This window comes from Kribbella sp. CCNWLW201 (assembly GCF_037203805.1).
GTDB lineage: Bacteria > Actinomycetota > Actinomycetes > Propionibacteriales > Kribbellaceae > Kribbella.
The window spans coordinates 1,208,520-1,221,587 of sequence record NZ_JBBCBQ010000001.1 but is presented as its reverse complement, the minus strand read 5'-3'; the positions used below and the strand labels follow the sequence as shown (position 1 = coordinate 1,221,587).

Here is a 13,068-nt window from a genome sequence, read left to right as displayed (position 1 = left end):
CAGAGGAAATGCGGAAAACGTCTCCGGGAGCCAACGCGGCACATTTTATCACAAGGGGTTGGAATTGCCGAATCCGGTCCAGGCTGAACAGATTCACCTGACGACTTTCTACGCGGCGCTCGACGCCGAGCGCGAGCGCGCCGAGGCCCGCAAGCAGGACGAGCAGCTGGTCCACACCCGCCACGCCCAGGCTCTGCACCAGCGCGACGGCCGGATCCGTGAGCTGAACGTCCGGCTGGCCCGGCTCAACTCGGCCGAGGAGGGTCTGTACTTCGGCCGCCTGGACGACGCGAACGGCGAGACCCTGCACGTCGGCCGGCTCGGCCTGCACGACGCCGACTACGAACCGTTGCTGGTGGACTGGCGCGCTCCCGCGGCCCGGCCCTTCTACATCGCGACCGCGGTGGCGAACGAAGGCGTGGTCCGGCGTCGCCACATCCAGACCCGGTTGCGCAAAGTGATCGACGTCCAGGACGAGCACCTCGATCTCGACCGCGACGCGCCGGACGCATCCAAGCCCGGCACCGGCGTGATGGGCGAGGCCGTCCTGCTGAAGGCGCTCGACGCGCGCCGGACCGGCCGGATGGAGTCGATCGTGCAGACGATCCAGGCCGACCAGGACCGGATCATCCGCTCGGAACTGCCCGGAATCCTGGTCGTCCAGGGCGGTCCGGGCACCGGTAAGACCGCGATCGCGCTGCACCGGGCGGCCTATTTGCTTTATACGCACCGTGAGCAACTGGAAAAGCGCGGAATTCTGGTCGTCGGGCCGAATCCGGCGTTCCTGCGGTTCATCGGTGAGGTATTGCCGTCACTCGGTGAGGACGGCGTCCGGCTCGTCACCGTCGCCGAGTTGATCCCGGGTCTGACCGCGACCCGGCCCGAGGACGCGGAGAGCGCCGAGGTGAAGGGGCGAGCGGTGATGGCCGAGGTGATCGCCAAGGCGGTCGCCGACCGGCAGTGGGTCCCCGACCGCCCGATCCACGTCACCGTCGAGCAGACCGTGCTCCGGGTCGACCCTCAGGTCTGCCTCGACGCGCGCGAGCGGGCTCGCCGCCGGCACCTGACCCACAACCAGGCCAGGCCGTTCTTCCTGACCGAGATCATCGACTTCCTCACCAGCCAGTACGCCGAGATCATCGGTGCGGACCCGCTCGGCGGCGACAACCTGCTCGACGAGTACGACCTCGCGGAACTGCGCAAGGAGGTGGTCGCCGAGCCCGCCGTACAAGCTCTGCTCGACCAACTCTGGCCGCTGCTCAGTCCGCAGCGACTCCTCGAGGATCTGTACGGCGACGAGGACCGGCTGGCCCTGGCCGCACCCCAGTTGAACGTCCTCGATCGCGAACACCTGCTCCGGTACGGCGATGACTGGAGCCCGTCCGACGTACCACTGCTCGACGAAGCAGCCGAGTTGCTCGGCGACGACGGTCGTGAGGCGGCGCGGGAGAAGGCAGCGCGGGCTCGGGCGATCGCTTATGCGCAGGGCTCGCTGGACGTGTTGACCGGGTCGGCGTCGACGGACTTCGACGAGGACGACGAGTCGGAAGTCCTTACCGCGAAGGACATTCTCGATGCCGAGATGCTGGCCGAGCGGTACCAGGCCGACGACGACCGGACGCTGGCCGACCGGGCCGCGGCCGATCGGCGGTGGACGTACGGCCATGTGATCGTGGACGAGGCGCAGGAGCTGACCCCGATGGCGTGGCGGGCGATCTCCCGGCGATGCCCGCTGCGGTCGATGACCGTGGTCGGCGATGTCGCGCAGACCGGTGCCATCGGCGGCGGGACGAGCTGGGAAAGCGCGCTACGTGACACCTTTGGCGATCGGTGGCGGTTGGCCGAGCTGACGCTCAACTACCGGACACCGGCCGAGGTGATGGAGCTCGCCGGCGAGGTGCTCCGCGAGGTCGATCCGCAGGCGAAGCCACCGCGCTCGGTCCGGTCGACCGGCGCGAAACCTTGGCACGCGGACATCGCGGCCCCCGATCAAGCGGCGTACGTCCAGAAGGTCGCCGCGGAAGAAACGCAGCACGGACAGGTCGGCGTCATCACGTCACGCAGTCGCCTCGAGCTGGTGCAGGAGGCGGTCGCTCACCTGAGTGGCGTGACAGTGCTGAACGCCGCTGGCGCCAAGGGCCTCGAGTTCGATTCCGTCCTGGTCGTCGACCCCGACGGGATCCTGATCGAGTCCCCGCGCGGCTTGCGCGACCTGTACGTCGCTCTGACCCGATGCACCCAACGACTCGGGGTGGTCGGCCCGCTGCCCGACGTCCTACGTTCCTCCGACGCCTGGGACGACCGCCGCTGACTGCTTTGCCTGTGTGCATTTCGACAGGAGGTGTCCGGTCCTCGAGCCCAATCCCCGGTCGATTCAGGCGGGGAGCAGCCTGCAGCGGGCAGACACCTCCTGTCGAACTGCACTCTTAGTGGTCGGCGCAGCACTTTTGCTGGTGCTGGAGTTCGAAGGGGATGAGGAGGTTGCCGGCGGCGGGTTGGAGTTGGAGGACGAGGCGGCCGCCGCGGCGGATTGGGCGGAGGAAGTCTCGGGTGTCGATCAGTGCGTCGTCGGTGATGGGGACACCGCCGACGGCTTCGAGCTGGTCGATACCGCAGCGGGTGCGGAGTTCTGCCGCGGGCAGCACGCCGTGGCCTTGTTCGTGTCCAGGCCAGCGGACCGCGCGGCCCGCCGTACCGAGGGCTGCTTCGACGGCGGCGACGTACGCACCGCGGACGAGGTGGCTCGGGCCGGCGAGCTCGGGCTCGGACGCGCCGGGACGGGTGATCGCAAGGCCGACCGCGTGATCGGCGAAGTGGTCTCGGATGTCGTCGGCCAGGTCCGCCGCACTCATGAGCGAAACGGCGACGTGCGGGCGGTCGCCGCCTGACACCATGTGGGTGCAGGCGACGACCGGCTGGTCCACGACGCCGAGTACGCCGTACAGCAGGTGGTCGGCCTCGGCCGTGTCCCGGCTGTCCGCGTCGATCGCGATGATCATGGCTGTGATGTCATTCCTTACTTCGGCAGCACCCAGATCGGGTTGGTGTAGAACCAGAGGTCGACCCACGGGTCCGCGTCGCCGACCACGTCGAGCTTCGGGCCGGCCGGGTCGATTGCGGCGCCGAGGTATCCGGGCTGGCTCCGGTTCCCGTCGGTGCCACGGACGCGGACGTAGAACGGCGCCTCCGCCTTGCCCAGCGGGTACACGAGCTCGAACGTGCCACGGCGGCCGGAGGTGTCCCACTGCCGGACGACCTTGGTACTCGGCGCCGTGAACGTGTCGCGGTCCGCGACCGATCCCGTCACCGCGCCCTGGATGACGTCGACACGGTTGAGGGCCGGTACGAAGTTCGCCCAGTTCGGCAGGGTCTGTGCGGTGATGCGTACGACGAGCTCCAGCGACCGGCCCTTGCGCGTGATCAGCGCTCCACCGAGTGGTTCGCCGTACCGCTTGCCGACCTCACGGACCTCGACCTCGACACCCTTCACCAGCGCGCCGTGGTCGACCCAGACCCGGCCGTTGCGCAGGCCCTCCATCACCGCGAGGTAGTCGCGGCGGTCCGCGCCGACGTGCGTGCGGCTGTAGAAACCGGGCCAGAAGTCGCCGGCGGTCGCGTTGACCGCGTTGCCGTAGACCGGGTCCATGTAGCGGCCGTCGCGGTCGAACTGTGCCTGGCTCGAGCCGTCGGGGCGGCGGGCGGTCTCGTTCCAGTTCTGGTGCGAGTCGGAGTTGGCGCTGATCCACCACGGCTTGCCCTCGGCGAGCAGGCTGTCCCAGAGACCGCCGACGGTCGCCGTCATCCAGTCGAAGCCGCCCCAGGTGCGGTAGCTCTCGGCCGGGTAGCCGGGGAAGGAGTTCGCGTTCGGCGAGTTGCCGTAGAACCCGCGGGCGCTCGCGCCGCCGATCCCCTTGGGCAGGCCGGCCGCCTGGTGACCCGGCGCGCCTTCGAAACCGACCGCGATCCGCGGGTCGGCGTCACGCCAGTTGCGGATCTCGTGCGGGCTGTCGATGCCGTTGCGGGCCGGGTGGTTGGCCAGGAACAGCGCGTCCGCGACCCGGCGCTGGTCGACCTGCTGACCGAGCCACTGGATGCCGGACACCGCGAGCGCCTCGTTGGCCGGAGTGTTCGCCCCGGCGCCCTTCACGCTGCCGTCGTACCCGTTCTCGAACTGCTTCAGTACGTCGACCTCACGGCTGCCCGGCGCGACGAAGACCGTCCCGTGCTCGGCGGCCGGGATGTTCCACTCCAGGCCCTGGAAGATCAGCGTGTTCCGCAGCTCCGAGCGGGCCGCCTTGATCTGCGGGTTGACCAGGTCGACACCGATCCGGGCGTGCGTCGCGCCGCCGTGGTCGGTGATGACCAGCCAGTCCAGCCCGTACGCCGCTGCATGGCGAGCCTGGTCGATCACCCGGTACAGACCGTCGGAGCTCAGCTGCGTGTGAATGTGGTGATCGCCGGCCAGCCAGACGTTCGGGCGACCGCCCGGCCGGAAGACCAAGCCGTCCGTGGGAGCCGTCGCAGCCGCGACCTGAGCTCCCGTCACCGCCAGTGCCGCCGTACCCCCGAGGATGCCGGCCGACCGCAACAGGGCACGCCGGGACACCTCACTCGGCGACAGATCACTGTCCGGCACCGACTCGTCCAACGCAGCCAACGTCGTCGCGTCCAGCTCGGTATTCGGATGGTGATGATCGTGGTCATGCCCGTGGTCATGCCCATGTCCGTGACCATGTCCGTGGTCGTGGGAGTGGCCCATCATGTGTCCTCTCGGATGGCGGAATCCGCCGCGATCATCACCCTTTCCCATGACCACCAGATGTTGTCCCGATGAACGCCAACCATGGACAACACAGAGCGACGACGTTTCAATGAGCGCGGGGGGAAACCATGAATGGAGAACTGCGTTCTGTCACAAACCATCGCAAGATCACCGGGCCGGACCGCGGCAACGCGACGCTGGCGGCCCTGGCAGGCGTCGCGGTCGGGGTGCTGCTCGTCCTGCTCACCTGGCTCGTCGTGCTGCTCAACCGGTCCGATCCGGCCGACCGAGCGGCCACCACACCGACCACCGCGCCGGCCACAGCTCCGGCTCCTTCGACGGCTCCAACTCCAGCTCCGGTGAAGACGGTGACTGTCGCGCCTTCGGTCAAAGGAACCGCCACGGCTCCGCGGGCTCCCGGCGATGTCCGGGCGCTGCCGGCTGGGCTGTTCTGCCGGGATCTGAAGGCCAACGGATACAGCTACGTGGCGGCGATCGACTACTGGCGACTGCACGGTCAGCCGAACCAGATGGATGCCGACCGCAACGGAATTCCGTGCGAGACCGTCTACCCGCGCGGTGACGTCGCGCTGTACTGGAACGGGCGGGAGATCTCCGGCTACATCCTGCCGGCGCCGGGACTGTTCTGTCGCGACCTCGCCGCCGGTGGAGCGTCGTACGGCGAAGCTGTTGCCTACTGGTGGTACTACGGTCGGCCGGCGCGAATGGATGCCGACAACAACGGCATTCCCTGCGAGACGGTGTACTCGGCCGCGACTGTCCATGCCTTCTGGTCGCCGTGAGGCGGTCTGTCTGGGCGGTCTTCCTGGCGGCCGCGGCTGTGGTCACAGCCGGTGGGCTGGTCGCACTTTCATCGGCCGGCGCGTTCGACTCGACTGAGTCGGACGCGCCGGCCGTCAATACGCCGACGCCCACCAGAACTGTCCGGGTCTCGACCACCCCGACCACAGCCCCGACTCCGACCCCGACAGTGACGCCGACGGTCAGCCGGGTGCCGGTGCCCGTAGCAAGGATCGGCTACGTCTTTCCCGTCGGAGGTTGTGAGGCGGCTGCGTCGCAGAGTCATCATGATTATCCGGCTTCGGACATCTTTGCGGGGCGGGGATGCCGGTTTGTTTCGCCGGTGGATGGGCGGGTTGACGAGGTGACTCGGGTGGACGGGTGGGATCAGAAGACCAACGTCGGGCGGGATCGAGGTGGGTTGTCGGTTTCGGTGGTTGGGGTTGACGGGGTTCGGTACTACGGGTCGCATCTGTCCGCGATCGGCAGCGGGATCAGGCCCGGTGTGCAGGTGCGGGCCGGGCAGACGCTCGGGTTGATCGGGAACACCGGCAGCGCCCGGGTCACCCCGCCTCACCTGCACTTCGGCATCAGTTGGCCGACTCCGGCGGGCAAGTGGTGGATCCGCCGCGGGTCGGTGTCACCGCAGCCGTTCCTGAACGCATGGCGGAAAGGTCAGCAACTCTCGCCCGTTTCCGCGGTCGCTAAGGCGCGACGCGCGTACGGCGTCGATCGCGGCTGCCGCTCCTACTGCTGACGAACGCCAACCCGAGCAACGCGCCACCCAGCGGCATCAGATCCAGGTTCGCCGAGATCACCACGAAGCCGACAAGCAGCAAGACCGGCGACCACACCGGCAACTGCCGCTCCACCGTCAGCAGCACTGCCAGGGCCAGCAACCCGACCAGGAACAACAACGGCCCTACGGTGTACAGCGGCTCGTAGATCCCCAGATCACCCGGCCAGCGCTCGTACTCGTCCCCGATCCGCGACATCGCCGCGTGATCCTCCGCCCGGAACCCCACGATCAGATCCACCACGAACACCCGCACGAACGCCGCCATCCCCACCATCCCCACCACCACAGCCGCCGTCCCCAGCCCACGCCGAGCCCTCAACAGACCCCGAGCCCGCACAAGCACCACGCCGTACAACAAGATCCCCACCAGAAACAGCAGATGCCCAGCCGTCCAGGCGATCCCCGGCCCATGCTCCCCATCCCGCCCGTCAACCCACCGAACGATGCCATAAGCAACAAACAACCCCGCCGCCACCATCCCAAGCTTCTTCATACCCCCATCCTTGGAACCCGCGCCCTTCCACACATCGCCGCCGAGAGTGAACTCCTGCAGGAATCTGGGTCGCGGGAGTGAACTCCTCCTCCGAACCACCGAGCCCCTCGCAGGGGGCGGAGAAGCCGCAGTCCCAACTTCAGTTGGGATGAGAAGCGGACCGAACGACAGGAGGTGTCCGGCTGAGGGCGGGTCCGGGGCGGTCGGCTCAGGCGGGGCTGCGCGCGGGCGAGCCGGACACCACCTGTCGTTAGGCACCCGGGGTGATGAGGCCGGATTCGTAGGCGGTGATGACGGCTTGGGCTCGGTCTCGGAGGTTGAGTTTGGTGAGGGTGTTGCTGACGTGGGTCTTGACGGTGTGTTCGCTGAGGGTGAGGGCGGCGGCGATCTCGGCGTTGGAGAGGCCGCGGGCGAGGAGGACGAGGGTTTCGCGTTCTCGGGTGGTGAGGACGTCCAGGGCTGGGGTCGCGCGGGGGCGACGGTTGCGGGTCACGTCGGCGATGAGGCGGCGGGTGACGCTCGGGGCGAGCAGGGATTCACCGGCTACGACGACGCGGACGGCGTGCACGAGGTCGTCGCGGCGGACGTCCTTCAGCAGGAATCCGCTCGCGCCGGCGTAGAGAGCGTCGTACACGTAGTCGTCGGAGTCGAAGGTGGTCAGCATCACCACCTTCGTCTCGGTGCTCGCGCAGATCGTGCGGGCGGCGGCGAGGCCGTCGAGGCGAGGCATCCGTACGTCGAGCAGCGCGACGTCGGGCCGCAGTGACCGGACCAGTGAGACCGCGTCGGCGCCGTCGGCCGCCTCGCCGACGACCTCGATGTCGGGTTGCGCGTCGAGGATCATCGCGAACCCGCTGCGGACGAGTTCCTGGTCGTCGGCCAGCACCACCCGGATCATGAAACTCCTTCTGGACAAGGAAGTCTGGCCCGTACCTCGAACCCACCACCGGCCAGCGGCCCGGCCTCCGCCGTACCACCACACGCCGCCGCACGCTCGCGGATCCCGATCAACCCGTGCCCGCCGGACGACACCACAGACCCGACACCGTTGTCGGTCACCGTCAACTCCAAGGCATCGGCAGACCAATGAAGCCGCACGGCGACCTGCGTCGCATGCGCGTGTTTCACCGTGTTCGTCAACGCCTCCTGAATGATCCGGTACACCGCGACCTCGGTGTCCGGCGGCACAGCGCGTCGTACCCCGGTCTCCTCGAAAGACGTGCCCCGCACCAGGGACGGCAGCTCGGCCAGCGTCGGCTGCGGCGCACGGTCCTCACCGGCCTTGAGTACGCCGAGCAGCCGTCGCAACTGCACCATCGCGTCCCGGCCTGCGTCGGCGATCGCGTCGAAGGCTCGTTCGGCACGCTCCGGATCGGTGCGTACGACGACCGGTCCGGCCTCGGCCTGGACGACCATCAGGCTGACCGCGTGCGCCAGGATGTCGTGCATGTCGCGCGCGACCCGGGCACGTTCCTCGGCGGCGGCGCGGGCGGCCTCGGCGACGCGTTCGCGTTCCAGCTGCTGAGTGCGTTCGCGCAGTACGGCGGCATGCTCGCGGTGACTGCGTTCCAGCGAACCGAGCAACCAGGCGGCGACTGGCAGCAGGAAGGTGAACATGAACTCGTCGAGGTCGTTATCCTTCAGCAGCAACGACGCCGGCGGGAACGTGACCAGGATGACGACGAGCACCCCGATCCGCTGCCACTGCTTCCGGCCGAGACTGGCGAGCGTGTAGATCGCGACCAGACCGGCGTACTGGAGGTTCTGCCCCGGCCGGTGGTACAGCGAGACCAGCGTGGCGGCCACCCCGACCACCACCATCACCCCGAACGGCCACCGCCGCCGCCACAACAACGGCACGACTGTAGCCAGGTTGAACACCAGCCCCAGCCAAGTCACCCCACCCGGCACCGGATCGATGAACGGCACCGACGTCGCGATCCCGACCGCGATCACGACCCCGACGTCGACCGCCCGCGGACCAGGAACCCCAAACACGCCCTCAGTCTGACCCACCCCGCCCGGCCGAGCCTCACTCCCACGACGGAGATGAGCCACCTAGCTCCGTCGTACGAGCGAGAGCCGGCTCACTGTTCCGGGCCGAAGATTTGGCGGATTTCGGATTCGCCTTCCCAGCCGGGCCAGGTGCGGCGGTGGAGGTCCATGAAGCGCTTGGTCCAGTCGATGACCTCGTCGCGGGTGGAGACGTCGTACACGGCATATGCGCCGAGCGGGGCCGGGTCGTCGAAGGGACCGTCGGTGATGGTGAGGCGGCCGGCGGTGACACCGACGCGGGTGGCGGTCGCGATCGGGAGCAGGCCGGCAGTGTCGACGAGGACCCCGGCTCGGGCGGCCTCCGCGCCGAGGGCGGCGATGCCTTCGTGCAACTCGGGCGGCGGGAAGCCGTGGGCCTCGGAGGTGCGCAGTACGGCGATGAATCGCATTACCGGGCCCGACCCTCGCGCAACATCCCGATCGACTTCTCGATCCGCCGGTCCCGGGTCTCCTCGGTCTTCGCCGACGTCACCTGCGCCACGTGCCACTGCTGCTTGCTGTAGCTCAGCGTCTGCCAGAACTCCGAGGCGGCAGCATCCGCAGCGAGTGCCGCGGCAAGCTCCTCGGGTACGTCGACCTCGCGCGGAGCCGTGTCGAGTTCGACGTCGACCTCCAGCACGTCCCCGGCCGAGACGCCGGCAGCGGTACGACGTTCCACGCTGACGCCGAGCAGATACCGGCCACCCATCCGGGCGATCGAGGTACGGAACGTGTACCCGTTGACGGTCACGCTGACCTTCGGGTGCCCACCGCCGCCGAGCTTCTCGACGATCTCGGCAGGAACCTCGAACCCGGCCGTCGTCTTACCGGTGGACTCCAGTTCAGCCGTGAACTTCATCCGACACTCCCCTCCGCGCGAGCGCGCAGCATCAGCAAGGTGATCCAGGTCCAGCCCAGGATGACAGCGACGGTGAAACCGAGGTTGACGGCGGCGGTGCCGCTCCCGGCGCCGAGGCCGACCAGCCCGAGGAGATAGACGATGCCGGTCGCCAGCGAGAACCGCGACCAGCCGACCGAGCGCTGCCGCCCGAACCACCGGCTGAGCACGAAGCAGGCGACGATCAGGCCGATGAACCCGAGGAACCCGGCGATGACGTGCCCGAACCCGTGCCAGCTGATCGTCTCCGGCATCGCGTCCGGTGTACCGGGCGGGAACCCGAGCGCCGGATCGGCACGCATCAGTCCGGCCGCGGCGACACCGGCGCCGTACAGGGCCAGACCGCCGACGGCCCAGCGAGACTGGAGTCCAGAGCGGCGAAGGGCGACCACGCCGATGACGGTGAGCAGGCCGGTGGCGACCATCATGACGGAGTGGATCCACCCGCCAGTTCCGTTGGCGAGCAGGCTCAATGAGTGCTTGCGGATGTCGAAACCGTCGCGGACGATCGCCTCGACGGTGCCGATTCCGACGTACAGAGGTCCGGCGAGTGCGCCGGCTAACAGCAGAGGACGTGTCATGGTGAACAGCCTCGGTGGCACTCCTTCAGAAAGACTTTAGGCTGAGGCGCATGCGATTCGGGGTGCTAGGCCCGGTCACCGCGTGGACCGATGACGGCCAGGCGGTGCGGATCCCTGATCGCAAGGTGCGGGCGTTGCTGGCCGACCTCCTGCTGCATGCTGGCCGACCAGTCGCCGCGGCAACGATCATCGACGATCTCTGGGGCGACGAGCTGCCGGTCAATCCGACCGCGACCCTGCAGACCAGGGTCTCCCAGCTGCGCAAAGCGCTCGACGAAGCCGAGCCGGGTGCCCGCGATCTGGTGCGTACGACGCCCGCCGGCTACCTCATCACCGTCGCCGCGGAAGCCGTCGACTCGGGCCGGTTCCGAGCGCTCGCCGCCCGCGCCCGGCAGACCGGCAACGCACGCATGCGCGCCGCAACACTGGCCGACGCGCTCACGCTCTGGCGTGGTCCGGCGTACGCCGATGTCGCAGCGGACGCCTTCGCCCGGGCAACCATCGACCGGCTCGACGAGGAGCGGCTCGCCGTGCAGGAGGCGTACGCCGAGGCGCGCCTGGTGCTCGGTGAGTACGACGAACTCGTCGCCGAGCTGGCCGAGCTCGTGGCGCGGAACCCGTTGCGGCAGCGGCTGCGCGCCGTACAGATGAAGGCCTTGCATCAAGCCGGCCGACAAGCCGAAGCGTTGGAGAGCTACGCAGACCTGCGGCATCGGCTGGCCGACGAGCTCGGGCTCGATCCCGGCCCTGAGCTGGTCGCGCTGCATCAGCAGGTGCTCACGGAGGCGCCGGCAGCCAGGGAGTCGTCGAGGACCAATCTGCCGACCGAGGTCGAGTTGATCGGCCGGGATGCCGCTGTGGACGAGGTGGTCGAGCGGCTGGCGTCGGCCCGGTTGGTGACGCTGACTGGTGCGGGTGGGGTCGGCAAGACCAGCCTCGGGCTTGCGGCCGCGCGTCGTACCGGCGACGAGGCCTGGCTGGTCGAGCTCGCGGCACTGGACGCCGGCGCCGGCCCTGACGAGGTATCGGAGCTGATCGAGGCCACGACCGGGCTGCTCGTCCTCGACAACTGTGAGCACGTGATCGAGGCAGCCGCGGACGTGGCGGCTCGGCTGTTGCGCGAGTCGCCGGGGCTGCGGATCCTCGCCACGAGCCGGGAACCACTCGCTGTCGCGGGCGAACACCGGTGGCCGGTGCCGTCGTTGGATCTCCCGTCGACCGACGCCGAGGCGGACACCAGCCCTGCCGTTCAGCTGTTCGTTGCGCGCGCCTCGGCGGCGGACCCGCGCTTCAGCCTGACCGCGGACAACACCGCGGCAGTGGTTGCGCTGTGCCGACGGCTCGACGGGCTTCCGCTCGCGCTGGAGCTGGCGGCGAGCCGGGTGGCTGCGATGGACGTCCGTGACCTGGTCGACCGCTTCGACGACCGGTATCGCCAGCGCGGTCTACCCGATCGGCAGCAGACGCTGTCGGCCATGGTCGAGTGGAGCTGGGATCTCCTCGGCGAACCGGAGCGGGCGGTCCTGCGCCGGCTCGCACCACATCCCGGCGGCTGCACGTTGGCCGCGGCCGAGGCGGTGTGTGCGGGCGACGACGTACCGGTGGCTGATGTCGCGGAACTGCTGAGCCGGTTGGTCGACCGGTCGCTCGTCGTACGCGTGGATGGGACGTCCGGGTCTCGGTATCGCTTGCTGGAAACGGTACGCGCGTTCTGCCTGCAGCGACTGGAAGAAGCAGGTGAGCTCGAGACGACCCGGCGACGGTACGAGCGGTACTTCGAAGGGCTGGCGCGGCACACCGAGCCACGGCTCTACGGACACAATGAGCTGTTCGCCTATCTCGGCGGCTTGTACGGCGACGCACCGAAGCGCTCCGCGACGCCGACCACGATGTTGCCTCGGACAACGACTGTGGTGTCGGCCGACGGTACGCCGATCGTGCTCGAGCTGTACGGCGACGGTCGCCCGGCGCTCGTCCTCGTCGGCGGGGCGCTGAACGACCGGCGGACATTCATCCCGCTCGCCAAACGGCTGGCCGGGCAGTTCACCGTGGTGACCTACGACCGGCGCGGTCGCGGCGACAGCGGAGAAGTGCTGCCGTGGGCGGTCGAGCGGGAGATCGAGGATCTGGCCGCGGTGGTGGACGCGGCCGGTGGTTCGGCGTACGCGTTGGGAGTCTCGTCCGGCGCGGTGCTGGCGGCCGAGGCGGCGGTGTACGGCGTACCGATCCTCGGGCTGCTGCTGATCGAGCCGCCGTTCATCATCGACGACACCCGGCCGCGGCTCGCGGCCGACTTCCCGGCCCGGCTGCAGGAACTGGTCCAGCAGAATCGGTACGGCGACGCGACCGAACTGTTCCTGGTCCAGGCCGTCGAGATGCCGGCCGAGGTGCTCGCGCCGATGCGGTCCGCCCCGCTCTGGAAGGACCTGGAGGCGCTGGCCCCCACATTGGCGTACGACGTCCTGGTGATGGGCGACTTCACCATCCCGGACCGTTGGGCGACCGCGCTCACCGTGCCCACCCTGGTGATCGACGGCGGCGAGAGCCGGGACTGGCGTCGCAACACCGCGCAGGTGGTGGCCGATCTGCTCCCGAACGGCCGGCGGCTGACCATGGACGGTCATCCGCACGACGTCGAGCCGGACGTCCTCGGACCGATTGTGGAACGCTTCATGTCGAGCTGATCCAGCTGGCTCCGAC

12 protein-coding genes are annotated in these 13,068 nt (G+C 69.0%); 4 read left to right on the top strand and 8 right to left on the bottom strand.

The window, feature by feature from the left end; all coding sequences use genetic code 11:
* The first annotated feature begins 64 nt into the window (after nt 1–64).
* The gene (locus tag V9K99_RS05825; RefSeq protein ID WP_337000351.1) at nt 65–2,311 is read left to right on the top strand and encodes a HelD family protein; all 2,247 of its coding nucleotides are present in this window, start codon (nt 65–67) and stop codon (nt 2,309–2,311) included.
* Nucleotides 2,312–2,426: 115 nt separating this feature from the next.
* Here the strand turns inward: V9K99_RS05825 and V9K99_RS05820 are convergent, their stop codons facing one another.
* Together V9K99_RS05820 and V9K99_RS05815 are read right to left on the bottom strand one after the other, a co-directional pair.
* Complete coding sequence (locus V9K99_RS05820; protein ID WP_337000352.1) at nt 2,427–2,999, bottom strand: hypothetical protein; 573 nt, start codon at nt 2,997–2,999, stop codon at nt 2,427–2,429.
* Nucleotides 3,000–3,016: 17 nt separating this feature from the next.
* Nucleotides 3,017–4,762, bottom strand: a complete 1,746-nt coding sequence (locus V9K99_RS05815; RefSeq protein WP_337000353.1) for a PHP domain-containing protein — start codon at nt 4,760–4,762, stop codon at nt 3,017–3,019.
* 128 nt (nt 4,763–4,890) lie between these two features.
* On the opposite strand from V9K99_RS05815, the gene V9K99_RS05810 reads away from it, so the two are divergent.
* Both V9K99_RS05810 and V9K99_RS05805 read left to right on the top strand, forming a co-directional pair.
* Entirely contained in the window at nt 4,891–5,565 is a 675-nt protein-coding gene (locus tag V9K99_RS05810) for a hypothetical protein (RefSeq protein WP_337000354.1), read from the top strand.
* Nucleotides 5,463–6,320, top strand: coding sequence for a M23 family metallopeptidase (locus V9K99_RS05805; protein WP_337322884.1), 858 nt, complete (start codon nt 5,463–5,465; stop codon nt 6,318–6,320). The genes V9K99_RS05810 and V9K99_RS05805 overlap by 103 nt, the downstream gene beginning before the upstream one ends.
* Here V9K99_RS05805 and V9K99_RS05800 read toward each other — a convergent pair.
* The 6 genes from V9K99_RS05800 to V9K99_RS05775 all read right to left on the bottom strand — a co-directional run bounded on the left by V9K99_RS05800 (nt 6,268) and on the right by V9K99_RS05775 (nt 10,368).
* Nucleotides 6,268–6,855 (bottom strand): hypothetical protein, encoded by a 588-nt coding sequence (locus tag V9K99_RS05800; RefSeq protein ID WP_337000355.1) that lies wholly within the window; start codon nt 6,853–6,855, stop codon nt 6,268–6,270. The two genes, V9K99_RS05805 and V9K99_RS05800, sit on opposite strands and share 53 nt — an antisense overlap.
* Before the next feature lie 250 nt (nt 6,856–7,105).
* Entirely contained in the window at nt 7,106–7,753 is a 648-nt protein-coding gene (locus tag V9K99_RS05795; protein WP_337000356.1) for a response regulator transcription factor, read from the bottom strand.
* Nucleotides 7,750–8,853, bottom strand: coding sequence for a sensor histidine kinase (locus V9K99_RS05790; RefSeq protein ID WP_337000357.1), 1,104 nt, complete (start codon nt 8,851–8,853; stop codon nt 7,750–7,752). The genes V9K99_RS05795 and V9K99_RS05790 overlap by 4 nt, the downstream gene beginning before the upstream one ends.
* Nucleotides 8,854–8,942: 89 nt before the next feature.
* Nucleotides 8,943–9,299, bottom strand: a complete 357-nt coding sequence (locus V9K99_RS05785) for a YciI family protein (protein ID WP_337000358.1) — start codon at nt 9,297–9,299, stop codon at nt 8,943–8,945.
* On the bottom strand, nt 9,299–9,748 hold the full coding sequence (locus V9K99_RS05780) for a YdeI/OmpD-associated family protein (protein ID WP_337000359.1): 450 nt from the start codon (nt 9,746–9,748) through the stop codon (nt 9,299–9,301). The genes V9K99_RS05785 and V9K99_RS05780 overlap by 1 nt, the downstream gene beginning before the upstream one ends.
* A complete protein-coding gene (locus V9K99_RS05775) occupies nt 9,745–10,368 on the bottom strand; it encodes a DUF998 domain-containing protein (RefSeq protein WP_337000360.1) in 624 nt (207 codons plus the stop codon). Before V9K99_RS05775 ends, V9K99_RS05780 begins: the two co-directional genes overlap by 4 nt.
* A 50-nt stretch (nt 10,369–10,418) precedes the next feature.
* Between V9K99_RS05775 and V9K99_RS05770 the strand changes: the two genes are divergently transcribed.
* Nucleotides 10,419–13,052: an alpha/beta fold hydrolase gene (locus V9K99_RS05770; RefSeq protein ID WP_337000361.1), complete on the top strand. Its 2,634-nt coding sequence runs from the start codon at nt 10,419–10,421 to the stop codon at nt 13,050–13,052.
* The last annotated feature ends 16 nt before the right edge of the window (nt 13,053–13,068 follow it).